Annotated in this window: 24 protein-coding genes, 1 tRNA gene and 1 pseudogene; 15 read left to right on the top strand and 11 right to left on the bottom strand. The window is 57.1% G+C overall.

Annotated elements, in window-relative coordinates; genetic code table 11:
• Window positions 1-353 precede the first annotated feature (353 nt).
• Both cspE and pagP read right to left on the bottom strand, forming a co-directional pair.
• Window positions 354-563, bottom strand: coding sequence for a transcription antiterminator/RNA stability regulator CspE (gene cspE / locus SB719_RS12550; protein ID WP_010615627.1), 210 nt, complete (start codon window positions 561-563; stop codon window positions 354-356).
• Between the two features lie 150 nt (window positions 564-713).
• Entirely contained in the window at window positions 714-1,286 is a 573-nt protein-coding gene (gene pagP / locus SB719_RS12545) for a lipid IV(A) palmitoyltransferase PagP (protein WP_412159274.1), read from the bottom strand.
• A gap of 942 nt (window positions 1,287-2,228) precedes the next feature.
• On the opposite strand from pagP, the gene SB719_RS12540 reads away from it, so the two are divergent.
• Complete coding sequence (locus SB719_RS12540; protein ID WP_065649889.1) at window positions 2,229-2,474, top strand: hypothetical protein; 246 nt, start codon at window positions 2,229-2,231, stop codon at window positions 2,472-2,474.
• A gap of 37 nt (window positions 2,475-2,511) precedes the next feature.
• On the opposite strand, the gene gntT is transcribed toward SB719_RS12540, so the two are convergent.
• A complete protein-coding gene (gntT, locus tag SB719_RS12535; RefSeq protein ID WP_065649890.1) occupies window positions 2,512-3,828 on the bottom strand; it encodes a gluconate transporter in 1,317 nt (438 codons plus the stop codon).
• A gap of 276 nt (window positions 3,829-4,104) precedes the next feature.
• On the opposite strand from gntT, the gene SB719_RS12530 reads away from it, so the two are divergent.
• On the top strand, window positions 4,105-5,250 hold the full coding sequence (locus SB719_RS12530; RefSeq protein ID WP_412159273.1) for an iron-containing alcohol dehydrogenase: 1,146 nt from the start codon (window positions 4,105-4,107) through the stop codon (window positions 5,248-5,250).
• 19 nt (window positions 5,251-5,269) lie between these two features.
• Here the strand turns inward: SB719_RS12530 and SB719_RS12525 are convergent, their stop codons facing one another.
• On the bottom strand, window positions 5,270-6,094 hold the full coding sequence (locus SB719_RS12525) for a Cof-type HAD-IIB family hydrolase (RefSeq protein WP_304232242.1): 825 nt from the start codon (window positions 6,092-6,094) through the stop codon (window positions 5,270-5,272).
• Window positions 6,095-6,934: 840 nt separating this feature from the next.
• A complete protein-coding gene (locus SB719_RS12520; protein ID WP_304232240.1) occupies window positions 6,935-7,165 on the bottom strand; it encodes a DUF1272 domain-containing protein in 231 nt (76 codons plus the stop codon).
• A gap of 131 nt (window positions 7,166-7,296) precedes the next feature.
• Here SB719_RS12520 and SB719_RS12515 point away from each other — a divergent pair, with 131 nt between their 5' ends.
• Window positions 7,297-8,400, top strand: a complete 1,104-nt coding sequence (locus tag SB719_RS12515; RefSeq protein ID WP_292969604.1) for an AI-2E family transporter — start codon at window positions 7,297-7,299, stop codon at window positions 8,398-8,400.
• A gap of 198 nt (window positions 8,401-8,598) precedes the next feature.
• Window positions 8,599-8,751: pseudogene (locus SB719_RS12510) on the top strand (integrase); the annotation flags it as partial.
• A gap of 15 nt (window positions 8,752-8,766) precedes the next feature.
• Here SB719_RS12510 and SB719_RS12505 read toward each other — a convergent pair.
• Both SB719_RS12505 and SB719_RS12500 read right to left on the bottom strand, forming a co-directional pair.
• A tRNA-Arg gene (locus SB719_RS12505) sits at window positions 8,767-8,843 on the bottom strand.
• A 95-nt stretch (window positions 8,844-8,938) separates the two neighbouring features.
• Window positions 8,939-9,442 carry a DUF1198 family protein gene (locus tag SB719_RS12500; RefSeq protein ID WP_412159272.1) on the bottom strand — a complete coding sequence of 168 codons (504 nt, stop codon included), beginning with the start codon at window positions 9,440-9,442 and terminating at the stop codon, window positions 8,939-8,941.
• A gap of 175 nt (window positions 9,443-9,617) precedes the next feature.
• On the opposite strand from SB719_RS12500, the gene folD reads away from it, so the two are divergent.
• Window positions 9,618-10,484 (top strand): bifunctional methylenetetrahydrofolate dehydrogenase/methenyltetrahydrofolate cyclohydrolase FolD, encoded by an 867-nt coding sequence (gene folD / locus SB719_RS12495; protein WP_065649896.1) that lies wholly within the window; start codon window positions 9,618-9,620, stop codon window positions 10,482-10,484.
• Complete coding sequence (ybcJ, locus tag SB719_RS12490) at window positions 10,484-10,696, top strand: ribosome-associated protein YbcJ (protein ID WP_039383070.1); 213 nt, start codon at window positions 10,484-10,486, stop codon at window positions 10,694-10,696. The genes folD and ybcJ overlap by 1 nt, the downstream gene beginning before the upstream one ends.
• 33 nt (window positions 10,697-10,729) lie before the next feature.
• On the opposite strand, the gene cysS is transcribed toward ybcJ, so the two are convergent.
• Window positions 10,730-12,115, bottom strand: a complete 1,386-nt coding sequence (gene cysS, locus SB719_RS12485) for a cysteine--tRNA ligase (protein WP_304232162.1) — start codon at window positions 12,113-12,115, stop codon at window positions 10,730-10,732.
• Between the two features lie 215 nt (window positions 12,116-12,330).
• On the opposite strand from cysS, the gene ppiB reads away from it, so the two are divergent.
• The 4 genes from ppiB (at window position 12,331) to purK (ending at window position 15,243) form a co-directional block, all read left to right on the top strand.
• Window positions 12,331-12,825 carry a peptidylprolyl isomerase B gene (ppiB, locus tag SB719_RS12480; protein WP_039383066.1) on the top strand — a complete coding sequence of 165 codons (495 nt, stop codon included), beginning with the start codon at window positions 12,331-12,333 and terminating at the stop codon, window positions 12,823-12,825.
• Complete coding sequence (locus SB719_RS12475) at window positions 12,825-13,541, top strand: UDP-2,3-diacylglucosamine diphosphatase (RefSeq protein WP_304232158.1); 717 nt, start codon at window positions 12,825-12,827, stop codon at window positions 13,539-13,541. Before ppiB ends, SB719_RS12475 begins: the two co-directional genes overlap by 1 nt.
• A gap of 131 nt (window positions 13,542-13,672) precedes the next feature.
• Window positions 13,673-14,182 carry a 5-(carboxyamino)imidazole ribonucleotide mutase gene (purE, locus tag SB719_RS12470; protein ID WP_304232156.1) on the top strand — a complete coding sequence of 170 codons (510 nt, stop codon included), beginning with the start codon at window positions 13,673-13,675 and terminating at the stop codon, window positions 14,180-14,182.
• The gene (purK, locus tag SB719_RS12465) at window positions 14,179-15,243 is read left to right on the top strand and encodes a 5-(carboxyamino)imidazole ribonucleotide synthase (RefSeq protein ID WP_304232152.1); all 1,065 of its coding nucleotides are present in this window, start codon (window positions 14,179-14,181) and stop codon (window positions 15,241-15,243) included. The genes purE and purK overlap by 4 nt, the downstream gene beginning before the upstream one ends.
• 36 nt (window positions 15,244-15,279) lie before the next feature.
• Here purK and ybbP read toward each other — a convergent pair whose 3' ends face one another.
• Together ybbP and ybbA are read right to left on the bottom strand one after the other, a co-directional pair.
• Window positions 15,280-17,697 carry a putative ABC transporter permease subunit YbbP gene (gene ybbP, locus SB719_RS12460; RefSeq protein ID WP_314687095.1) on the bottom strand — a complete coding sequence of 806 codons (2,418 nt, stop codon included), beginning with the start codon at window positions 17,695-17,697 and terminating at the stop codon, window positions 15,280-15,282.
• Window positions 17,694-18,380 carry a putative ABC transporter ATP-binding protein YbbA gene (ybbA, locus tag SB719_RS12455; protein WP_039383054.1) on the bottom strand — a complete coding sequence of 229 codons (687 nt, stop codon included), beginning with the start codon at window positions 18,378-18,380 and terminating at the stop codon, window positions 17,694-17,696. Before ybbA ends, ybbP begins: the two co-directional genes overlap by 4 nt.
• Here ybbA and tesA point away from each other — a divergent pair.
• The 5 genes from tesA (at window position 18,348) to SB719_RS12430 (ending at window position 22,144) form a co-directional block, all read left to right on the top strand.
• Window positions 18,348-18,980 (top strand): multifunctional acyl-CoA thioesterase I/protease I/lysophospholipase L1, encoded by a 633-nt coding sequence (gene tesA, locus SB719_RS12450; RefSeq protein WP_139074203.1) that lies wholly within the window; start codon window positions 18,348-18,350, stop codon window positions 18,978-18,980. The two genes, ybbA and tesA, sit on opposite strands and share 33 nt — an antisense overlap.
• Before the next feature lie 25 nt (window positions 18,981-19,005).
• The gene (locus SB719_RS12445) at window positions 19,006-19,779 is read left to right on the top strand and encodes an SDR family oxidoreductase (protein ID WP_065650498.1); all 774 of its coding nucleotides are present in this window, start codon (window positions 19,006-19,008) and stop codon (window positions 19,777-19,779) included.
• 79 nt (window positions 19,780-19,858) lie between these two features.
• Window positions 19,859-20,713, top strand: a complete 855-nt coding sequence (locus SB719_RS12440) for a co-chaperone YbbN (protein ID WP_292969586.1) — start codon at window positions 19,859-19,861, stop codon at window positions 20,711-20,713.
• A 58-nt stretch (window positions 20,714-20,771) separates the two neighbouring features.
• Window positions 20,772-21,686, top strand: coding sequence for an SPFH domain-containing protein (locus SB719_RS12435; protein ID WP_412159271.1), 915 nt, complete (start codon window positions 20,772-20,774; stop codon window positions 21,684-21,686).
• Window positions 21,686-22,144, top strand: a complete 459-nt coding sequence (locus tag SB719_RS12430; protein WP_065649904.1) for an NfeD family protein — start codon at window positions 21,686-21,688, stop codon at window positions 22,142-22,144. Before SB719_RS12435 ends, SB719_RS12430 begins: the two co-directional genes overlap by 1 nt.
• On the opposite strand, the gene cueR is transcribed toward SB719_RS12430, so the two are convergent.
• Complete coding sequence (gene cueR / locus SB719_RS12425) at window positions 22,120-22,536, bottom strand: Cu(I)-responsive transcriptional regulator (RefSeq protein ID WP_065649905.1); 417 nt, start codon at window positions 22,534-22,536, stop codon at window positions 22,120-22,122. The genes SB719_RS12430 and cueR overlap by 25 nt on opposite strands.
• Window positions 22,537-22,538 lie beyond the last annotated feature (2 nt).

Raw genomic sequence — 22,538 nt, 5'->3', positions numbered from 1 at the left:
TCCTCCTTGTATTGGGCTGTGGTTATATAGCCTGTGAACAGGAAAAGCTGCAAGCGGTAGTGGTTAAAACTCTGTTGCATCCCCGGTTTGTGAAACAGCCAGCAAAAAGCAGCGATGCCCTATTTCTGTCATCCGGGCTTAAGGCTGACTTAATCTTGCTTTGGCATGCTGAAGAAAATCATATCTGAGGCGAGTAAAATGAAAAACTGGATCCCACGTTCTTCGGAAGAGATGCTGGCACTGGCTTTTACTGCAGTAGTGGTTGCTGCCTGGCTGATCACCTGGTGGCAGAACTGAAAAATGGATAAAAAAAACCCGCCATCAGGCGGGTTTTTAAAATTCTGACTGTTAACTTACAGAGCGGTAACGTTAGCAGCAGATGGGCCTTTAGCGCCGTCGGTGATTTCAAACTCTACACGCTGACCTTCAGCCAGAGTTTTGAAGCCGTTGCTCTGGATAGCAGAGAAGTGTACGAATACATCTTTGCTGCCATCTTCTGGAGTAATGAAACCGAATCCTTTGGACTCATTAAACCACTTAACGTTACCTTTGATCTTGGACATCTATATTACCTTTACATGAAAAATGGACACTAAACTGTGTCGTCATCTAGTACAGCAATTGCAGTGGCATTTGTCCAGTCCGAATTGATGAAAAAGTGATAAATATCGGATTTTTGTTCCTGCATCACACTTTTGCACTTACCTGCTCGCTTAAAACTGGAATCTGAGCCAGGCAAAATAGACGTTGCCATTATTATAAGTACCGGGAATGTAAGTCATTTGAAAGGTAGCAGGCCCATAGCCTATGGAAGCCAGCGGCAGTACCAGCGGTACCGGAATATATTTCCAGTTGTCACGTGCAGTAAAGCCAGCGGTATAGCCCGCTCCCAGATGAAAATGCTGATCCTGCAGCGGACGCCACGTCGCTTCCCAGCCATAGCCGGCAATAGGTTCCCACTTGTTGAAGGAGTCTTTAAACGCCATGACATACAGCCCGTGCCAGTTGCCCTTGTCATCCCAGCGCGAGACGCCGCCCCCTGCGCCCCACGGCCGTTCGTTATACTTTTTGATGTGCTCATCATCATATGTCCAGCGGTTGTGCCAGGTAATAGCCGGTACATAGAGATCATAATGCTGTGGCGCAGACCAGGTCTGCGCAACATTGTCGCTGAAACTATTCCATCCCGCTTTAAGCGCGGCGCCTGCCGTAGCGGCTGAAGCAGAAAATGAGACCAGTATGGTCAACACGCAGCCCGATATGGCTGCTAAAACGTGTCGATTCACAGATAAAACCCTGTTATTGCGTAATGTAATGGCAAGCAGAACATCTGTAAGTTGCTCTGCAAAACTGATTGCTGCGTTTTTACGTCTGAAGTTACCAAAAAGAGTGGTAACGCTTTTCAGATATAGTCTGAAATGACATACACGCAAGAGGCGTATTGTACCTTTCAGCGTCGCAATGGCTAAAACCCTGGCTAAACAAAACAGAAAAAGGGTTTCTGTGACAGAAAGTGCACTTTTAGCAATTAGCCAAACGAAAAAAATCATTATTTATCATGGAGTAGATTAAATTTGCCGCATTGTTATACATATAAACAGAATTAATCATTTGAACCCGGGCTCTGATTGAGATATTTCTTGTTTTCTGCGAGGGAACAGGGAGAGAAAGGGTGACGATTTGTTGCAGCCAGTGCGGCAGTAAAAAGTTCTACTATACGTGCCAGCAGAGTGAGACTTCAGAGCCAGCAGGTCATCACGGCGCGCGCTGTGCAGTATGCAGGAAGCCGCTGAGTAGTGCAGATATTAAACCGCCTGAAATGACAGGTCGGCAGCCCATTGTACGCTATGCGCGATAATAATTTCAGGCACCCGCAGGTGCCTGAACACGTCAGAAAATCAGCTTGAATACACCCGTAATAGTCAACAGCCCGACAATAAAGACAATCGCAATAATCCACAGAAATATTTTCATTATTCGCTCCTTCAATTTGAAAATTTATGCATCCGCTGCTGAGTATAGCTGAATATTCTGAACTCACCGTGCGCTGCCGGCGTGCGTTTCGCTTACCCGTCAGGAAAATAAGCCCATGGTATTTCTGCGAGCAGGGTCGCAGCTCAGTCATTAACTGGCCCTGCTGGCGCTCTTTACGGATAACGACAGGCTAAACTTAAAGCGCCTGCAACGGGCCTCAATGGTTATCTCTGTTAGCGAAACGAGGAGAAATTATGAGCACGATTAATACCAGCATGGGACGTTATAGCCTGAAGGCTAAAGATGTCGGCAGCCATATTAAAGGGAGTATCGCTATTAACGATGAAGGCGGTACACAGCTGACCATGCAGGAGTTTGATGAGCACTATCTGGATGATGTGGTGAATAATGTCATCTACCCGGTAACGGGGGGCAATCGTGAAATTACCCGCGCACTGCGCGAGCAGATGGTGAAAGCGGGTTTTGAGCAGCCACATTAAGGCTGTCGGGCCACAATTCTGTGGCCCGTTATAAGCATTACAGCGCAGCAGACAACAGCAGACAGCCTGCCAGACCGCATACGGAAATAATCGTCTCCAGCGCTGACCACGATCGGATAGTCTCACCGATGGTGAGATTAAAGTACTCTTTAAACAGCCAGAAGCCCGGATCGTTAACGTGCGAGAAAATCACGCTGCCGGAGCCTACCGCTATCACCATAAGCTCAGGGCTGGCCCCACTGGTCACGATCAGCGGTGCAACAATCCCGCCAGCCGTAATCGCGGCAACCGTGGCTGACCCCAGCGCAATACGCAGGATCGCCGCAATCGACCAGGCCATAAAAATCGGCGACAGGTTGGTCGCATGCATCATGCCCGCGATATATTTGTCCACGCCGCTGTCCACCAGCACCTGTTTAAACGCCCCGCCACCGCCAATAATCAGCAGCATCATTGCAATGATCTTGATGGAGTCGGTGATCGTGCCCATCACCTCATCCATGCTGCGTCCGCGATTCAGACCAAAGGTAAAAATAGCGATCAGTACAGCAATCAGCGTTGCCATAATCGGGTCGCCAAAGAACTCTGCGTACGGCAGCAGCACGTGTCCTTTCGGCAGCAGCATCTCAGCCACCGCACGTAATGCCATCAGGATCACCGGCACCAGCGCAGTCCAGACGCTGACGCCAAATCCTGGCATCTCTGCTTCTGTAAAGGTTTTTGGATTCCACAGCCCTTCCGGAATCGGCTTATCGATGCCTTTCAGAAAACGCGCATACACCGGGCCAGCCAGAATCACGGTAGGGATCCCCAGCAGCGTGCCGTAAAGCAGCGTTTTGCCCATATCAGCGTTAAATAGCGTAGCGATTGCGGTCGGGCCCGGATGCGGCGGCAGAAAACCGTGCGTTACTGATAGCGCTGCTGCCATGGGAACACCGACGTAAAGCAGCGGCACGCGCGCTGATGCGGCGATGCTGAATACCAGCGGCAGCATCAGCACAAAACCCACCTCATAAAACAGCGCAAAGCCGACGGTAAAACCGGTCAGTACCAGCGCCCACTGGATATGTTTCTCACCAAATTTTTTAATCAGCGTAGTAGCAATACGCTGTGCGCCACCACAGTCAGCCAGCAGTTTACCCAGCATGGCACCAAAGCCCATAATCAGCGCCAGGCTGCCAAGCGTTCCGCCCACGCCGGTTTTAATCGAGCCGATCACTTTATTAACCGGCATGCCCTGCATCATGCCCACCGCCAGCGCCACCAGAATCAGCGCGATAAAGCCGTTAAGTTTGAAGCGAATCATCAGCAGCAGCAGCAGCGCTACGCCAATCGCCACATAGAGTAATGGCATGGTTTTTCTCCACTTTTTTACGCGCGGCGTCAGTTGCCAGCGGGTTGCGTTGTTCTATCGGATCGGCCAGATGCGGCCGGATGTTGCAAAATGCGTCATACTGTTACCGGTATCATGTTAAGGGTAACATCAGGCCGGTAACATCAGAGTAGCGGGCAGAATTTCGTTTTTGCGAAGGCGATCAACTTTTGCTCATTCAGCTAACGGCCTTTATATCGGCGTCTGCAGCGCTTTCGCTACACTGGCTGCCTGAAATCAATCTGAAAGGATAGACAGGTGAGTGAGAACCTGATTGCGCTTTACAGTAACCAGCAAACTCTGTGCGGACGCGGCAGTATTCACCGTCTGCTGCCGTTACTGGCTGAGGACCCGCAGCCTGCGCTGCTGTTCTGCGGCCGCTCATTTCTCGCTAGCGAGACGTGGCGTCAGCTGGAGGGTGAGCTGCAACACGCTATTCAGGACTATGAAATAGTCAGTCACGAAGCCTCTCCGGAAGAGATTGACGTCTGGGTCGCGCGCTGGCGCGGGCGGGTTGCGCGGGTGGTGGCGATTGGCGGTGGCAGCGTTCTGGATGCGGCCAAAGCGTTCTGCGCCATGGTGCAACATCCTTTGCCGACGGCGCGCTATCTGGAGAAAGTGGGTGATACACCGGTGCAGGGTGATACGCTGCCACTGATTGCTATCCCGACTACTGCCGGCACCGGCAGCGAAGTCACGCAGAACGCTGTTGTCACCGATCAGCAGCAGATCAAAATCAAAGCGTCGCTGCGCCATCCGAACTTTGTTCCTCCTGTCGCGATTCTTGATCCTGATCTGCTGCGCGGCACGCCTGATAAGATCCTTGCCACCTGCGCTATTGACGCTTTTACCCATCTGTTCGAAGCCTACCTGTCAAAAAAAGGTAACTTTTTTACTCAGCAGATGGCGCTCAGCGGGCTGCGACTCTTTTTCCAGGCCTGGCCGCACCTGAACCGTGCTGACCAGCAGGGAGATGAGGCGCGCGAGGCCATTATGATGGCGTCATGGCTGGGTGGCCTCTGCCTGAGCAGCGCCGGGCTGGGAGTAATCCATGGCATCGCTGGCGAGCTGGGGGCAATCAAAGCGATTCACCATGGTGAAGCCTGCGGCCGCCTGCTGTTTCCGTTTCTGGAGCTGCTGGCAGAGAGCGATCACCCTGAGCATCAGCATCTGATGGCCACGTTTGCCGCGCAGCTGATGCCCGGGGCGTCCGCCCCTGCCCCGCTGGCACTGAAGGCCTGGCTGCAGCAACACGCTATTGTCCCGTTCTGGCAGGAGGGACCCGCGCTCTCTGCCACAGAGGTGGACTGGATTGTCGCACGCGCTAACAGTAAAAACAGCTGGGTAACCTATGACAGTACGCAGCTGACCGACATGCTTGTTCAGGCGTGGCGCGTTCTTTAATCCTGCCCGCGCGCTCTGCTCAGGCGAACGGGCCGTCGCCCGCCAGCATCTGCTCTATGACCTGCAGTACGCCAGCATGATTATTATCCGCGGCGCCATAGCGCGCCGCGGCTTTGACCCGCTCCGGCGCGTTCTGCATGGCAAAGCTGAATCCTGACTGCGCCAGCATTTCCAGGTCGTTGCCGCCGTCGCCGAATGCCAGCACCTCACTGCTCTCAATCCCCCAGCGCTGCTGCAGCAGACGCAGTCCGTTGGCTTTGTGGAGTCCCGGCACAATCAAATCCACTGAACCGTGGCCGCTGGAGGTGGCCGCAGCCGATCCCTGATGCAGTCGCTCAATGTCTGCCATCAGAACCGGTACATACTCATCAGAGAGGTTCAGGGCAAATTTGAACAGCCGGTCACCGGCAATCTCATCCAGCGTCTCAATGGGCCGCAGGCGGTGACAGTAATGCTGCATCTTCTGCAGCCACTGCGCGTCCGCACCGGCAAAGTAGTAGGCGCTGTTGCGACCACAGATAAGAAAACGCAGGCCGGGATAGTTACCCTGCTGCAGCGTATCCAGCACGGCGTGCACTGCATCAGGGCTAAACGCACCGCAGAAAAGTTCCTCTTCACCGTCAAGGATCCACGCACCATTCTCTGCGACGAACGCGATCTCATGGGCAATGTCCGGAAAAAAGGATTTCAGCTGGTAGTACTGATTGCCGCTGGCGACGACAAACCGGATACCACGCTGTTTCATCATTTGGTAACAGGCCATAAAGCGCGGCCGGTCATACTGCTTGCGGTCATCCAGAAAGGTGCCGTCCATATCCACTGCTACCATTTTAACTGCGGCCATCACTGCTCCTTAGCATATGCGTATTAGCGATAGCTCACAGAATAGCCTGGCAAAGGATGAAAACAGAAACGGAGCGGGAGTTATGGTGCATTCCGGAGGGAGATTACCTGAACGCGCCGCAGAGTAAGAGGGCGGTGATAATGCCGGTTTCCGCTGCTGCCAGCACATAATTATTGTCGATGAAGGCCCGGAACTCACGTACCTGCCAGGCAAAACGGTCACTGTAATAATGTCCTTACGATCCGGTCCGCGGTGATCCCCTTCCCGGCCGGGTGCGGGCTGGTTTTTATGGACATTCCCGTGGGGAGCCGCCAGGGCTTTCGCCTGACCTGGCAAGGAAACTGTGTGCTGCATCTCATAAGAGAAATAGCGATCGGCATTTTATTTTTTTCATCATGCTCTTCATCACTGCAGCAATAAAAGAAAAAAACATAAAAAAACCCGACCACAGGGATCGGGTAAATAAAAATTTTTCACTATTCAGAAACAGGGAAACCCTGCAAATCAGAGGGTAAAACTGAAGCACACAACGCCACATCACCAGCATTGCGCGCGCAGAATATCACTTCATCACTAAAATAATAAATAAAATTAACCGAATTTAAGAATATTACTTAACGCTGGCTCGCCAGTTAACGGTGTTATTAAATAAGGTCGGTGCTCTGACCTCACGCCTGCATTAGAATTAAAAACTCAGAGAAAACATTAAATTAAAATAATGGCCTTTTTAGCCTGAGATCAGGAAAATAACTGCCCTGTCATCCCTCTGATTTCACCCACAGTAAAATTATAAGCAGCATAATTAATTATCTGTTTGCTGGCTGATAACGCGCGCCAGAATTACGGCTGCCGGATGTGCCGCAGCTGAGAAGCCGGATGCCGCGCCAGCGCTGCGGCAGGCCGTATCGGGCGGCGGACCAGTTCACCGCTGCAGTTCGGACAGCGCTGCAGCAGAACATGCTCAGCGCAGGTTGCGCAGAATGTGCATTCAAATGAGCAGATACGTGCCTCCGTGCTTTCCGGCGGTAAATCCGCATCGCACCACTCACAGTTAGGTCGCAGTTCCAGCATAGGGTTCTCCGGTTTAGCGCAGGCTCAGGACAGATTTTTATCCGTTACTGCATTCAATCATGTGAAACAGATTACATTCTGCGCCAGCCGTTCTATAGTTCTTTCGCTACGTTTATTTGCGAGGCTATGGAATGCGTGTTAAAGGCTTAAATATCGGTTTCTTTATTCTTATCCTGGCGATTGTCACCATCGCCTTTTTTGATGTGCTGTCACCTTATTTCTCCGCTATTCTCTGGGCGGCTATCCTGGCGGTGATTTTTGCTCCGCTAAAAGTGCTGCTGCGGCACAAAATGGGCGATCGTAACGGGCTCGCCTCTTTTGTCACGCTGCTGATTATCTGTCTGATTGTGTTTACGCCGCTGGCGATCATCACCTCATCGCTGGTCGTGGAGATCAATACCGTTTACGTCAAGCTGCAGAATAATTCAGCGCAGTTCCCGACGGTGTTTGCTGAGCTGCTGCAGCACCTGCCGGGCTGGGCGCAGCGCTATCTGGCCGACCACGATCTCAACAACTCTACCCAGATTCAGCAAAAGCTCTCTGAGTTCGCGCTGAAAGGCGGTCAGTATATGGCGGGCAGCGTGCTGCTGATTGGTAAAGGCACGTTTACCTTTACCGTGAGCTTTGGCGTGATGCTCTATTTACTGTTCTTCCTGCTGAAAGATGGCGCCTGGCTGGTGGGCCTGATCCTCGAAGCGCTGCCGCTCTCCACCTATGTGAAGCATCATCTGCTGATGAAGTTTGCTGCGGTGTCGCGCGCGACGGTGAAAGGGACCGTGGTGGTGGCAATTGTTCAGGGTGTACTGGGCGGCTTTGCTTTCTGGATCACTGACATCGACGGCAGCCTGTTGTGGGGCGCACTGATGGCATTCCTGTCCCTTATCCCGGCGGTCGGATCTGCCATCGTCTGGGTGCCGGCAGCAATCTTTTTCTTTGCCACCGGCGCGCTGTGGAAAGGTCTGTTCCTGGTCGGCTTCTTTGTGGTGATTGTCGGCCTGGTAGATAATATTCTGCGCCCGCTGCTGGTGGGCAAAGACACCAAGATGCCGGACTATATGATCCTGATCGCCACGCTGGGCGGCATGGAAATCTACGGCATCAACGGCTTTGTGATTGGCCCGCTGATTGCCGCTCTGTTCATCGCCTGCTGGAATCTCCTCTCCGGTCGCGATAACCGCGACAACGCCGAAGAGATTGATGAAGAGTTTATTGAAGAGGGCAAAACGCGCGAGTAGCGCTATGCGCTGAGCTGACTAAAAACCGCCTGCGGGCGGTTTTTTTATGGCTGCTGCTCTGGCTGACGATTAAAGGCCGCTGGCAAAAGCGCATCAGCCTGCTGACTCAGAATAGTGGCGGAAAGCGCCGGATAGCGGCTATCAGGCCCGGTTTGCCTGTTGCAAAAAGGCAGTGGATATCGGGCATGAGAATGGCCGGGCGGATGGGAAAGTACAAAAAGGGTATAGCGATATGCGCACCTGGCGCCTGACCATTTAACAGAGCATGCGAGGCAAATTGACGCGATTGTTGGCAGTCGTGTCCCAAATCTGTCCCATACTGAAAATCTGAAAGCTGGCGAAGTGACGTAACGGCTTGATTTGACTTGGCGCGCCCTACAGGATTCGAACCTGTGACCTACGGCTTAGAAGGCCGGTGCTCTATCCAGCTGAGCTAAGGGCGCTGAGGAGTTGGGTCGGATTATACGTCGGGAAGCGGGTACGTCAACGTTTTTGCCGTTTCTGTGCAGCGGAGTGCTGCGGGAATAACCAATTTGCGTCAATGACGCCTGCGCCATTCGCTGAGCGACACGAGATTACTGGTGCCGGTGGATTCCCCTTCCAGCTCAACCCCTTGCGGCGTAAAACGTGCATTAAATTGTTCACGCCGCGCATGCAGCTCCTGGCTGTCCGGCTCCAGCTGGCGCAGAAAACCCAGCGCGAGCAGCAGCTGCTGGCGGCTGATGAGTGCCGGAAAACCGGCGCGGCTGAGGATGGTATGCCAGCGCTGACTGTTCTCCTCGCTGCCGTCAACAATCAGTACCTGCCAGATCAGCAGTACCGCTGCGCCATTATGCAGATGCGTTTCGTTATCGCGGCTGAGGTAGTCGGTGAACTCTTTCGCCGCCTCTTTACCCATCATAGAGAGCATGGATTCCACCTGCACCGACGGCAGCTGCAGCCGTTTACTGAGCCGCTGGGCGGCGTGACGTGAGCCGGCGGTGAGCAGCTGAAACCCAGCGACAAACACTACCGCCAGAGTGGCAAGCATTATCCAGATCATTGCATCGTTCCCAGAGTGTCCTGCAGATATCATACGCATGCAGGCTGGCACGCGTCACCACGAAAAAAGCCGGAAAGCGCGTGCGCTGCTGAAACTGTGACTGACAGCCGCCCACGCTTCTGCCAGAATAGGCACCATCCCCGATTTAACTCTCTACAGATGGATTTCCTCTCTGATGGCAGCAAAAATTATTGACGGTAAAACGATTGCGCAGCAGGTGCGTAGCGAAGTTGCGGAAAAAGTGCAGCAGCGCCTGGCAGCGGGTAAACGTGCGCCGGGTCTGGCCGTGATTCTGGTAGGCGAAAACCCTGCTTCGCAGATCTACGTCACCCATAAACGTCGCGCCTGCGAAGAGGTGGGCTTTGTCTCCCGTGCTTACAACCTGCCCGACTCTACCGGTGAAAGCGAGCTGCTGGCGCTGATTGATGAGCTAAACAGTGACCCGACCATTGACGGCATTCTGGTGCAGCTGCCGCTGCCGGCCGGGATCGACAACGTCAAGGTGCTGGAGCGCATCACGCCGGATAAAGATGTGGATGGTTTCCATCCCTATAACGTAGGTCGTCTCTGCCAGCGCGCGCCAAAGCTGCGTCCCTGCACGCCGCGCGGTATCGTCACGCTGCTGGAGCGCTATAACATCGATACCTATGGCCTGAACGCGGTCGTGGTCGGGGCGTCTAACATCGTTGGCCGCCCGATGAGTATGGAGCTGCTGCTGGCGGGCTGTACCACAACCGTTACTCACCGCTTCACCCGCGATCTGCGCCATCACGTGGAGCATGCCGATCTGCTGGTCGTAGCCGTGGGCAAGCCCGGTTTTATTCCGGGTGACTGGATCAAACCAGGCGCGGTGGTGATTGATGTCGGCATCAACCGGCTGGAGAGCGGCAAAGTGGTAGGCGACGTTGATTTTGCCGCTGCCGCTGAGCGGGCCTCTTACATTACGCCAGTACCGGGCGGGGTCGGGCCGATGACGGTAGCGACTTTAATTGAAAACACGCTGCTGGCGTGCGAAGCGTATCACGACGTGGAGGAAGCATAATGGCGAGTTTCTCACTGGGTAAACATCAGCACGTTGATCTGTGCGATCTGCTGAAGCTGGAAGGCTGGGTAGAGAGCGGCGCGCAGGCCAAAGCGGTGATTGATGAAGGTGAAGTACGCGTAAACGGGGCAATTGAAACGCGCAAGCGCTGTAAAATCGTCGCCGGACAGACGGTAGAGTTTGCCGGTCAGCGCATCACGGTTGTTGCATAACAAAAAGGGCGAACCCGGGTTCGCCCTTTTTTCTTATTTGCGCCGCCAGGTGGTGCCCTGCGGACCATCTTCCAGCACAATGCCGAGCGCGTTGAGCCGGTCACGCGCCACATCCGCCTGCGCCCAGTCTTTCGCCTGACGCGCATCGTTGCGCATTTTGATCAGCTGCTCAATCTCTGCCACTTCGTCATTATTCGTCTGCGCTCCGCTCTGCAGGAACAGCTCCGGATCCTGCTGCAGGATCCCCAGCACATTCGCCAGCTCGCGCAGTCTGGCCGCCAGGCCGTCAGCCGCCGCTTTATCTTCGCTCTTCAGACGGTTCACGTCGCGCGCCATATCAAACAGTACCGAATAGGCTTCCGGCGTGTTGAAGTCATCATCCATCGCCGCCCGGAAACGCGCTTCAAACGCTTCGCCACCGGCAGGCGCTGCGCCGGTATCGGTATGCCGCAGCGCGGTGTAAAGACGCTCCAGCGCCGCGCGCGCCTGGTTAAGGTTATCTTCGCCGTAGTTAAGCTGGCTGCGATAGTGCCCCGACATCAGGAAGTAACGTACCGTTTCAGCATCATAGTGCTGCAGCACATCGCGCACGGTGAAGAAGTTGCCGAGTGATTTCGACATCTTCTCACGGTCAACCATCACCATCCCGGAGTGCATCCAGTAATTGACATAGGGACCGTCGTGCGCGCAGGTGGACTGCGCCACTTCATTTTCGTGATGCGGAAACATCAGGTCAGAGCCGCCGCCGTGAATATCAAAGTGGCTGCCAAGCTGCTTGCAGTTCATGGCAGAGCACTCAATGTGCCAGCCAGGGCGGCCGTTGCCCCACGGCGATTCCCACGATGGCTCATCGGTTTTGGACATCTTCCACAGCACGAAATCCATCGGGTTGCGTTTTACGTCTGCCACTTCCACACGGGCGCCCGCCTGCAGCTGCTCCAGATCCTGACGCGACAGCGCGCCATAATCGGTATCGCTCAGCACGTCAAACATCACATCGCCGTTGTCCGCCACATAGGCGTGACCGCGCTCAATCAGCCGCTGCACCAGCTCGATAATTTCCGCGATATGGCGTGTGGCACGCGGTTCCAGATCCGGTGGCAGAATGCCCAGTGCCGCAAAATCCTGGTGCATCTCCGCAATCATGCGGTTGGTCAGCGTCTCAATGGTTTCGCCATTTTCGTTAGCGCGGCGAATAATTTTGTCATCAATATCAGTGATATTACGCACATACTTCAGCTGATAGCCAATATAGCGCAGGTAGCGCGCCACCACGTCAAATGCCACAAACGTACGCCCGTGGCCGATATGACAGAGGTCGTAAACCGTAATACCACACACGTACATGCCGATTTCACCAGCATGAATAGGTTTAAATTCCTCTTTCTGTCGACTCAGGGTGTTATAGATCTTTAGCATTGAACGGTTCCGTTTTTATCGTGTGCGGGAGACGCCTTCTTTGGTAGCCTGATATTGTGCCGTATTTTTCTGACTTGTGCATCGCTGAGATACCAGATGCCGTTGCCTTGCTGACGCGTTCCGGGAAATTATGATATAAGAGGCGTCGACAAAATGCCCGTCCGCATGCGAACGCGGCAACTGATACTGAATACAACCTCCACAGGACGAATATAATGGTCACTTTCCAGACGAACCATGGCGATATCGTAATCAAAACCTTTGATGATAAAGCGCCGGCCACCGTACAGAACTTCCTGGACTACTGCCGTGAAGGTTTTTATGACAACACTATTTTCCACCGTGTCATCAATGGCTTTATGGTTCAGGGCGGCGGTTTCGAACCGGGCATGAAGCAGAAAGCCACTAAAGCTGAAATCCGCAACGAAGCGAACAACGGCCTGAAAAACACCAAAGGCACGCTGGCGATGGCGCGTACCCAGGCACCGCACTCGGCAACCGCACAGTTCTTCATCAACGTTGCTGACAACGACTTCCTGAACTTCCGTGACGAAAGCCTGCAGGGCTGGGGCTACTGCGTGTTTGCTGAAGTGGTTGAAGGCATGGACGTGGTTGAGAAGATCAAAGCGGTGAAAACCGGCCGCAGCGGTATGCATCAGGACGTGCCGACCGAAGACGTTGTCATCCAGAAAGTGACCGTCAGCGAGTAATGTCGCGCACGCTGTTTATCGCAGATCTGCATCTGTGTCAGGAAGAACCGGCAATTACTGCCGGTTTTCTGCATTTTTTGCAGGGTGAAGCGCGTGAGTGCGAGGCGCTTTACATCCTGGGCGATCTGTTTGAAGCCTGGATTGGCGATGACGATCCCAATCCGCTGCATCAGCAGATCGCCGCTGCCCTGCACGCGCTGCCGGTGCCGGTGTTTTTTATTCACGGCAACCGCGATTTTCTGCTGGGCAAACGCTTTGCCCAGGCCAGCGGCATGACGCTACTGCCAGAGGAGCAGGTGCTGGAGCTGTATGGTCAGCGCGTGCTGATTATGCACGGTGACACGCTCTGCACCGACGATGCTGGCTATCAGCGTTTTCGCGCAAAGGTGCACCAGCGCTGGCTGCAGCGGCTGTTTCTGGCGCTGCCACTGCGTCTGCGGTTGCGCATCGCGGCCAGAATGCGCGCCGGCAGCCAGCAGGCGAACCAGCATAAATCGCAGTCCATTATGGATGTGAACCCGCAGGCGGTGGCGGCAGCCATGCAGCGCCAGCAGGCCCCGCTGCTGATCCACGGCCATACGCACCGGCCGGAAATTCATACGCTCTCTCTGAATGGCCTTCCCGCGCAGCGCGCTGTCCTTGGGGCGTGGCACGATGCAGGTTCCATGATCCAGCTTGACGCCAGCGGCGTAAAACTGATCGCTTTCCCCTTCTGATTGCGCGGGTGCAATTGCCCGTTTTCTGGCCGCGCAACCGTTTTCCTTGCTGCTATCTCATGCTATTCTCTGTGCCCTTCTTACCTGCCTCACCGGCCAGGTTCGTCTGTCTATTCACAGGAGTTGACCGCATGTCATCCACCGCCGCCCCGGCCCGTATCGCCATCGTCATGGGTTCCAGAAGTGACTGGGCTACCATGCAGTTCGCCGAGGAAATTCTCAACAGCCTGGACGTTCCCTTTCACGTGGAGGTGGTTTCTGCCCACCGCACCCCGGACAAGCTGTTCAGTTTTGCTGAAGGTGCCGCCGCACAGGGCTACCAGGTGATCATTGCGGGCGCCGGCGGTGCTGCGCATCTGCCCGGCATGATCGCAGCAAAAACGCTGGTGCCGGTGCTGGGCGTACCGGTGCAGAGCGCCGCGCTGAGCGGTGTTGACAGCCTCTACTCGATTGTTCAGATGCCGCGCGGCATTCCGGTGGGGACGCTGGCCATTGGTAAAGCGGGCGCAGCCAACGCGGCGCTGCTGGCCGCACAGATCCTGGCCACCCACGATGCGGCACTGGCGTCGCGTCTTAGCGCGTGGCGCCAGGCGCAGACCGATGAGGTGCTGGAGAATCCGGATCCGCGGAGTCAGTCATGAAGCCGGTATGCGTACTGGGTAACGGTCAGCTGGGCCGTATGCTGCGCCAGGCGGCTGAGCCGCTGGGTATTGCGGTCTACCCGGTGGGACTGGATGCGGAGCCCGCCTCGTTGCCCATTGCAGAGAGCGTGATCACCGCCGAGATTGAACGCTGGCCGGAAACCGCCCTGACGCGCGAGCTTGCCCGCCACCCCGCGTTTGTGAATCGCGATATCTTCCCGCGTCTTGCCGATCGTCTGACGCAGAAGCAGCTGCTGGATGAGCTTGGTCTGGCTACCGCACCGTGGCAGCTGCTGGCCGCGCCTGATGAGTGGCCGGCGGTGTTTGAGAAGCTGGGCGAACTGGCGATTGTCAAACGCCGCACCGGCGGTTATGACGGCCGCGGCCAGTGGCGGCTGCGGGCGGGTGAAACAGCGACCTTACCCGCTGAGTGCTACGGCGAATGCATTGTCGAACAGGGCATTCATTTCAGCGGTGAAGTATCGCTGGTAGGCGCGCGCGGTCAGGATGGCAGCATGGTGTTCTACCCGCTGACGCATAACCTGCACGAAGAGGGCATTCTGCGCACCAGTGTGGCGTTTCCGCAGGCTGACGCCACGCAGCAGCAGCAGGCGGAAACCATGCTCAGCGCCATTATGCAGGCGCTGGATTACGTGGGCGTCATGGCGATGGAGTGCTTTATCACGCCGCAGGGGCTGCTGATTAATGAGCTGGCGCCGCGCGTCCACAACAGCGGCCACTGGACGCAGAACGGCGCGTCCATCAGCCAGTTTGAGCTGCATCTGCGCGCCATCCTCGGCCTGCCGCTGCCGCTGCCGGCGGTATTTGCACCGTCAGTGATGGTGAACCTGATCGGCAGCGACGTAAATCATGCCTGGCTGACGCAGCCGCTGGTGCACCTGCACTGGTATGGCAAAGCGGTACGCCCCGGCCGCAAGGTGGGACACCTGAACCTCACCGACAGCGAGCCGTCACGTCTTGCCGCTGCCCTGCACGCGCTGCAGCCGCTGCTGCCGCCGGAATATGCCTCGGGCCTCGCCTGGGCGCAGGCGAAGCTCTGATTTGCTGACGGGGTCCCTCAGCCTGAGGGCCCCCGGTTATGCCGCGTCAAAGCGCCGGAACAGCGCTTTTCCTTTCAGCAGTTGCACCCCCAGCCAGCCGCCGCACAGCGACAGCAGAAGCGCTCCGCACAGCGGTAGCGCAAACCACAGCGTCCAGTCGGGCTGCCAGGGAAAATCAAAGATTTTACGCTGCAGCGCCCATAGCGCGGCCTCTGCACCCAGCGCAGCCGCTATTCCGGAGACCACCCCAAGCAGAGCAAACTCACACCACAGCGTGCCGCGCAGCAGCCGCCTGCTCGCCCCCAGCGTGCGATAGACCACCAGCTCCTGACGGCGCTGACGCATGCCAATCTGGATCTGCGCCAGCAGCAGCAGGACACCACATAGCGTCACCAGCACCACCATGATTTCCAGCGCCTGGCTCACCTGCGCCAGCACCTGGCCAATCTGTTTCATGATGCTGCCAATATCGAGCAGGCTCAGCGTCGGAAACGTCCGGTTCAGCTGCGCCAGCAGCGCCGGGTTGTTCGCTATGCGAAAGCTGGTCAGCCAGGTCTGCGGCTGCTGATCCAGCGCACCGGGTGGAAAGATAAAGAAGAAGTTGGGCCGCAGACTCTCCCAGTCCACCTTACGCAGACTGCTGATGCGTGCGCTGAACTGCTGGGTATCACCGCTGAAAGTCAGCATATCACCTGGCTTAACGCCCAGTCGCTGCGCCAGCTCCGCTTCAATCGAAACTTCCCCTGCCCGCGGGGGCCAGCTGCCGGCCAGCAGCGGGTTATGATCCGGCCGCTGCGCCTGCCAGGTCAGATTGAGTTCGCGGTTCAGCGCATTATCATGACGGGGATCGGCCGCTTTGCCGTTCAGTTCAACCAGACGCGCGCGCACCACGGGATAAAAGGTTTCCGGTTTGATCTGATGCTGCTGCAAAAAATCGCGCACCTGCGGCACCTGCGCCTGCGTAATATTCAGCAGAAAATAGTTTGGCGCATCCGGCGGCAGCTGCTGCTGCCAGCGATCGAGCAGATCGCCGCGCATAACCAGCAGCAGCGCCAGCAGCATAAAAGAGAGCGAGAACGCGGCCAGCTGGCTCAGCGTCATTGCCGGCTGTCGCAGCAGACGATTAATCGCCAGCCGCAGCGCCAGGTTACGCACCACCAGCCGGCGCAGCAGCAGTAGCGTACCCCAGCCCAGCACAGCGAGCAGCAGCGCCAGCAGCAGCACGCCGGTGAGCAGCGCCCAGAGCATTTTGCTCCCCCCCAGCAGCAGTGCCAGCAATGCAACCACCACCAGCGCCATTACCGGCAGATAGAGGCGCAGCGGCCAGACGCGCGCCACCGCATCACGTCGCAGTACGCGCAGCGGCTGGGTAGCCATCAGCAGACGATAAGGACGCAGCCCCACCAGCAGGGAGATAACAAACAGGGTGCCCAGCGCCCAGAACCATGGCCAGAGGCTGGCGGCTGGCAGTGACGCAGGCAGCACCGGCTTCAGCATAGTAAGCAGCAGCAGTTCGATCCCCTGCCCCAGCGCGCTGCCGGTTATGCCCGCTAACAGCAACACCGCCAGCCACTGGCCGATAATCAGCCGCTGCAGCGCACGCCGCGTGGCCCCCAGCGTTTTCAGCACCGCCACCAGATCGTAACGGCTGCGACAGTAGTGGCTCATCGCTACCGCCACGGCCGCGATGGCCAGCAGCAGCGTCAGCAACGCTGAGAGCAGCAGAAACTGCTGCGCACGCTGCATGGAGCGGCCCAGCGCATCCTCTGAATTTTCCGTACTTATCCAGCGTTCGCCCGCTTTAAGGCGTGGTTCAATCCAGCGATCGTAGCGCGCCAGCGGGGCCGCATCGCCGGAAAACTTATAGCGCCAGCTCAGGCGGCTGCCGGGCTGAATGGCACCGGTTTTCTCAACATCGGCAAGGTTCATTAACAGACGAGGCGCCGTCTGGAAGGGATTAAACCCGCTGTCCGGCTCCTGAATTACCGTACCGGCAATACGCAGCGTGGCGTCGCCGACCTCTATCGGCTCGCCGACGCGCAGATCCAGCAGCGCCAGCAAACGCGGTGCGACCAGCACGCTGCCCGCAACCGGACGCAGGCCCGGGGGCTCAGTCTGCAGCGTACCAAACATCGGATAGGCGTCATCCACCGCTTTGACATCTGCCAGCTGCGGCGTCTCCTTCGCAAAGGTCATGGTGGTGAAGCTGAGCTGACGACTGATCGCTAACCCCTCCTCACGCGCCTGTGTCAGCCAGGCTTCCGGCACCGGCCGGCTGCTGCGCAGCGTACGATCGCCCGCCATAAAATCGCGGCTCTGCTGGCTGAGTCCTTTCTCCATGCGATCGCTGATGGATCCCAGCGCCAGCACGCAGGCCACCGCCAGCGTCAGCGCCAGCCAGACGATCAGCAGCGAAGGCGAGCGCCATTCGCGCCAGAACCAGCGCCAGATCATGCTTCCTCCCACAGCTTGCCGTCACGCAGCCGCAGCCGCCGATCGCAGCGCGCTGCCAGCTGCTCATCGTGAGTAACCAGGATCAGCGTCGTGGCGTAATCACGGTTGAGCGAGAACAGTAAATCGGCAATGCGCTCTCCGGTCTGACGATCCAGATTACCGGTGGGTTCATCCGCAAACAGCAGGCCGGGACGCCCGCTAAACGCGCGTGCCAGCGCCACCCGCTGCTGTTCGCCCCCTGAGAGCTGCGCCGGCAGATGATGCAGGCGTGCTTTCAGGCCGAGCTGTGCCAGCAGTTCGCTGGCCTGTGCACGGCTGTCGCGGTCGCTTTCACCGCGCAGCAGCGCCGGCAGCTGTACGTTCTCCAGCGCGTTCAGCGTGGGCACCAGCATAAATGACTGAAACACAAAACCGACTTCACGGGCGCGCAGCGCCGCGCGCTGCTCTTCGTTCATGCGGTGCAGCGGCTGCCCCAGAAGGTGTACCTCGCCGCTGCTGCCATCATCCAGCCCGGCAAGGATCCCCAGCAGCGTCGACTTCCCCGATCCCGATTCGCCAATCAGCGCGAGCGTCTCGGCTGGTTTGACAACCAGCTCAACTCCGGTAAGGATTGAGAGCTGATGCTCACCCTGACCGACGGACTTAGTAAGATGATGAACCGCAACAATGTTTTCCGCTGGCATTATCCCTTCCTGTGTATGGTGCTGCTGCTGGTATCGCGCATTGCTGCGGCCGATACCCTGATGGTATTAGGCGACAGCCTGAGCGCCGGCTATCGGATGTCTGCCAGCGCCGCCTGGCCTGCCCTGCTCAGCACGCGCTGGCAGCAGCAGCCAAAAGTCGTGAACGCCAGCATCAGCGGTGATACCGCCGGGCAGGGTCTGGCCCGGCTGCCTGCACTATTAAAACAGCATCAGCCGCGCTGGGTGTTAATCGAACTGGGCGGTAATGATGGTTTACGCGGTTTTCCGCCGCAGGCTATCGCGCAGGATCTGCGTGCGATTATCAGTGCGGTAAAAGCCGCTGACGCGCAGCCGCTGCTGATGCAGATCCGGCTGCCCGCTAATTATGGACGACGATACACTGACGCGTTCAGCGCCATCTATCCGCGTCTGGCGGAAGAGTATAGCCTGCCGCTGGTGCCCTTTTTTATGGAGCAGGTCTATCTGAAGCCGGAGTGGATGCAGCAGGATGGTATTCATCCCAATCCGGATGCGCAGCCGTTCATTGCCCGCATAATGGCTGACGCGCTGGCTCCGCTAGTTAAGCATGACGCACGCTGAGCCGTGCGATTTTACAGGTAAAGAAATGCAAAAATCGGTTTTGATCACCGGCTGCTCCAGCGGTATCGGGCTGGCAGCTGCCAGCGATTTGCAGGCGCGCGGCTATCACGTGCTTGCCGCCTGCCGCCGTGCGGAAGATGTCGCGCGGATGACAGCACTGGGGTATACCGGCATCCGGCTCGACCTTGATGATGCCGCAAGTGTGGATGCCGCGGCAGAACAGGTGCTGGCACTCACCGGGCATTGCCTGCACGGGCTATTTAATAATGGCGGATTTGGCCAGTACGGGCCGCTGAGCAGCGTCAGCCGCCAGCAGCTTGAGAAGCAGTTCTCCACCAATCTGTTTGGCACCCATCAGCTGACGATGCGGCTGCTGCCGGCGCTGCAGAACAGCGGCGACGGCCGCATTATCAATACCAGCTCGGTGCTGGGACTGATCTCCACCCCGGGGCGTGGCGCCTATGCCGCCAGTAAGTGGGCGCTGGAAGCGTGGAGCGATGCGCTGCGTATGGAGGTGCGCGCCAGCGGCGTGCGCGTCAGCCTGATAGAGCCGGGACCTATCGCCACGCGCTTCACCGATAACGTGCAGCAGGGTGAACAGGAGAAGCCGGTGCAGAATCCCGGTATCGCCGCACGCTTTACCCTGCCGCCGGAGGCGATTTTACCCAAACTGCGCCATGCGCTGGAGAGCCGTCACCCGCGGCTGCGCTATCCGGTGACGCTGGTGGCCTGGGGCATGAGTTTTCTGAAACGGCTGCTGCCAGGCTGGATGCTGGATCGCATTTTGCGCAGCAACTGAGCGGTAACATCAGCCAGCGCTTGAAGCGGGCCACTTTATCCCCATATTCTCTAAACACTTTCTGCCAGGAGCGTTTTTCATGTCACACGCTTTGATCACCGATATCAATGAGTCCAATCTGCAGCAGACGCTGGAGCAATCCATGCAGCTGCCGGTTCTGTTCTATTTCTGGTCTGAACGCAGTCAGCACTGCCTGCAGCTGACCCCGGTGCTGGAGCGTCTGGCACAGGAGTATGCCGGCCAGTTCCTGCTGGCAAAGCTTGACTGCGACAATGAGCCAGTGGTGGCATCTCAGTTCGGCCTGCGCTCGCTGCCCACGGTTTATCTGTTCCAGAACGGACAGCCGGTAGATGGTTTTCAGGGTCCGCAGCCGGAAGAGGCGATCCGCGCGCTGCTGGAAAAAGTTTTGCCGCGCGAAGAGGAGCTGAAAGCGCAGCAGGCCATGGAGCTGATGCAGCAGAACAAGCCGCTGGAAGCACTGCCGCTGCTGAAAGATGCCTGGCAGCTGAGTAATAAAAACAGTGAGATTGGCTTTCTGCTGGCAGAAGTGCTGATCACCCTGAACCGCAGCGATGAAGCTGAAGCGGTGCTGGATGTGGTGCCGCTGCAGGATCAGGATACACGCTATCAGAGCCTGATTTCGCAGATCGACCTGTTGAAGCAGGCGGCGGATACGCCTGAAATTCAGCTGCTGCAGGAGCAGCTGAACGCCGAGCCGCAGAACGCTGCCCTCGCTGCTAAACTTGCATTACAGCTGCATCAGGTAGGCCGTAATGAAGAGGCGCTGGAGCTGCTGCTGGGCTTTCTGAAAAGCGATCTCGCTGCCGGTGACGGTGAAGTGCGTAAAATGTTCCAGGAGATCCTGGCCGCGCTCGGCACCGGCGACGCCCTCGCCTCGCGCTATCGCCGCCAGCTCTATTCGCTGCTCTACTGACGGGTACGCAGACGGGCCGAAGCGACTCGGCCCGGTTATCTGACAGTCAGGAGGTTATATGCTGACCGCTATTCCTGTTCTCATCGTGCTGGTGCTGGTGCTGGTGTGGGCCGGTATCAAGATTGTTCCGCAGGGCTATCAGTGGACGGTAGAGCGTTTCGGACGCTACACCCGTACGCTGTCGCCGGGCCTTAATCTGGTGGTGCCGTTTATGGATCGCGTGGGCCGCCGCATCAATATGATGGAGCAGGTGCTCGATATCCCCTCACAGGAGATCATCTCCAAAGACAACGCCAACGTCACCATTGATGCTGTCTGTTTTATTCAGGTTGTGGATCCGGCGCGTGCCGCCTATGAGGTCAGTAATCTGGAGCTGGCGATCATTAATCTCACGATGACTAATATTCGCACGGTCCTTGGCGGCATGGAGCTCGATGAGATGCTGTCGCAGCGTGACAATATCAATACCCGCCTGCTGCATATCGTTGATGAAGCCACGAACCCCTGGGGCGTAAAAATCACCCGCATTGAGATCCGTGATGTGCGGCCACCGCAGGAGCTGATTGCCGCCATGAATGCACAAATGAAAGCTGAACGTACCAAGCGCGCCGATATTCTGGCTGCTGAAGGCGTACGTCAGGCTGCCATACTGCGTGCTGAAGGTGACAAGCAGTCACAGATCCTGAAAGCAGAGGGTGAGCGCACTTCTGCCTTTTTACAGGCCGAGGCGCGTGAGCGGCAGGCAGAGGCGGAAGCGAACGCCACGCGCATGGTGTCTGACGCGATCGCCGCCGGTAATATCCAGGCGATTAACTACTTTGTGGCACAGAAATATACTGATGCGCTGCAGAAAATCGGCGAAGCCGGCAACAGCAAAGTCGTGATGATGCCGCTTGATGCCAGCAGCCTGATCGGCTCGGTAGCGGGCATCAGTGAACTGCTGAAAGAGCGTCGTCAGGAGCAGGCACCGTGATGCTGATGGAGCTGATTGCCCATCCACACTGGTTCTGGCTGACGCTTGGCGGGCTGCTGCTGGCAGCCGAAATGCTGGGCACCAGCGGCTATCTGCTCTGGTGTGGTATGGCGGCGCTGCTGGTAGGGCTGGCCGAGTGGCTGTGGCCTTTCTCCTGGGCTGGCCAGGGGCTACTGTTTGCCGCGCTGACCCTATTGAGCGCGCTGGGCTGGTATGGCTGGATGCGACATCAGGCTGGGCAGCAGCAGCCAAACACGCTGAACCAGCGCGGTAAAGAGCTGATTGGCCGGCAGCTAACGCTGGAGGCACCGCTTAAAAGTGGTATCGGCCATGTACAGATTGGTGACAGCAGCTGGCGCGTGCAGGCAGCAGACGATTTGCCAGCGGGCACGCGGGTGACCGTCACGGCGGTTGAAGGGATCACGCTGCTGATTCAGCCGCGCTTGCCACCGGTGTGACCGCAGCAGCCCGCCAGCTGATCAATTATCGGGCACTCGGCGCCCTCATCGCCGGGACACGCCTCTGCCAGCGACAGCAGGCGCGCCCGCATGGCGTGCAGCTCTTCAATATGTGCCGCAATTTCATCAGCCTTCTGCAGCGTGCGCGCTTTGACATCCGCGCTGTGCCGCGCAGGATCGTTGAACAGGGCCACCAGCTCGCGGCACTCATCCAGCGTAAAGCCAACCTGGCGCGCCTGGCGCAGCAGGTGCAGCTCTTCCAGATGGCGTTCGTCATAATGCCGGTAGCCATTTTCGCTACGCAGCGGCGGTGTCACGATCCCTTTCTCTTCATAAAAGCGGATCGCTTTACTGGTCAGCCCGGTTTTTCTGGCGACGTCGCTGATATTCATGC

Origin of the sequence: Pantoea sp. SIMBA_079 (genome assembly GCF_046940275.1) — a bacterium.
GTDB classification, from domain to species: Bacteria; Pseudomonadota; Gammaproteobacteria; order Enterobacterales; family Enterobacteriaceae; genus Pantoea; species Pantoea borealis.
The sequence above is the reverse complement of the archived record's forward strand: the minus strand, read 5'-3'. Positions and strand labels throughout refer to the sequence as shown.

What these genes read in the sequence shown, in the direction of transcription:
- SB719_RS12475 (WP_304232158.1), top strand. Translation starts at nt 12,825, where the DNA reads ATGTCGCGCACGCTGTTTATCGCAGATCTGCATCTGTGTCAGGAAGAA.
- cspE (WP_010615627.1), bottom strand. Translation starts at nt 563, where the DNA reads ATGTCCAAGATCAAAGGTAACGTTAAGTGGTTTAATGAGTCCAAAGGA.
- ybbA (WP_039383054.1), bottom strand. Translation starts at nt 18,380, where the DNA reads ATGCCAGCGGAAAACATTGTTGCGGTTCATCATCTTACTAAGTCCGTC.
- SB719_RS12430 (WP_065649904.1), top strand. Translation starts at nt 21,686, where the DNA reads ATGCTGATGGAGCTGATTGCCCATCCACACTGGTTCTGGCTGACGCTT.
- cysS (WP_304232162.1), bottom strand. Translation starts at nt 12,115, where the DNA reads ATGCTAAAGATCTATAACACCCTGAGTCGACAGAAAGAGGAATTTAAA.
- SB719_RS12515 (WP_292969604.1), top strand. Translation starts at nt 7,297, where the DNA reads ATGCGTGTTAAAGGCTTAAATATCGGTTTCTTTATTCTTATCCTGGCG.
- SB719_RS12440 (WP_292969586.1), top strand. Translation starts at nt 19,859, where the DNA reads ATGTCACACGCTTTGATCACCGATATCAATGAGTCCAATCTGCAGCAG.
- purK (WP_304232152.1), top strand. Translation starts at nt 14,179, where the DNA reads ATGAAGCCGGTATGCGTACTGGGTAACGGTCAGCTGGGCCGTATGCTG.
- ppiB (WP_039383066.1), top strand. Translation starts at nt 12,331, where the DNA reads ATGGTCACTTTCCAGACGAACCATGGCGATATCGTAATCAAAACCTTT.
- SB719_RS12540 (WP_065649889.1), top strand. Translation starts at nt 2,229, where the DNA reads ATGAGCACGATTAATACCAGCATGGGACGTTATAGCCTGAAGGCTAAA.
- SB719_RS12520 (WP_304232240.1), bottom strand. Translation starts at nt 7,165, where the DNA reads ATGCTGGAACTGCGACCTAACTGTGAGTGGTGCGATGCGGATTTACCG.
- folD (WP_065649896.1), top strand. Translation starts at nt 9,618, where the DNA reads ATGGCAGCAAAAATTATTGACGGTAAAACGATTGCGCAGCAGGTGCGT.
- gntT (WP_065649890.1), bottom strand. Translation starts at nt 3,828, where the DNA reads ATGCCATTACTCTATGTGGCGATTGGCGTAGCGCTGCTGCTGCTGCTG.
- cueR (WP_065649905.1), bottom strand. Translation starts at nt 22,536, where the DNA reads ATGAATATCAGCGACGTCGCCAGAAAAACCGGGCTGACCAGTAAAGCG.
- ybbP (WP_314687095.1), bottom strand. Translation starts at nt 17,697, where the DNA reads ATGATCTGGCGCTGGTTCTGGCGCGAATGGCGCTCGCCTTCGCTGCTG.
- purE (WP_304232156.1), top strand. Translation starts at nt 13,673, where the DNA reads ATGTCATCCACCGCCGCCCCGGCCCGTATCGCCATCGTCATGGGTTCC.
- SB719_RS12445 (WP_065650498.1), top strand. Translation starts at nt 19,006, where the DNA reads ATGCAAAAATCGGTTTTGATCACCGGCTGCTCCAGCGGTATCGGGCTG.
- ybcJ (WP_039383070.1), top strand. Translation starts at nt 10,484, where the DNA reads ATGGCGAGTTTCTCACTGGGTAAACATCAGCACGTTGATCTGTGCGAT.
- tesA (WP_139074203.1), top strand. Translation starts at nt 18,348, where the DNA reads ATGATGAACCGCAACAATGTTTTCCGCTGGCATTATCCCTTCCTGTGT.
- SB719_RS12435 (WP_412159271.1), top strand. Translation starts at nt 20,772, where the DNA reads ATGCTGACCGCTATTCCTGTTCTCATCGTGCTGGTGCTGGTGCTGGTG.
- SB719_RS12525 (WP_304232242.1), bottom strand. Translation starts at nt 6,094, where the DNA reads ATGGCCGCAGTTAAAATGGTAGCAGTGGATATGGACGGCACCTTTCTG.
- SB719_RS12500 (WP_412159272.1), bottom strand. Translation starts at nt 9,442, where the DNA reads ATGATCTGGATAATGCTTGCCACTCTGGCGGTAGTGTTTGTCGCTGGG.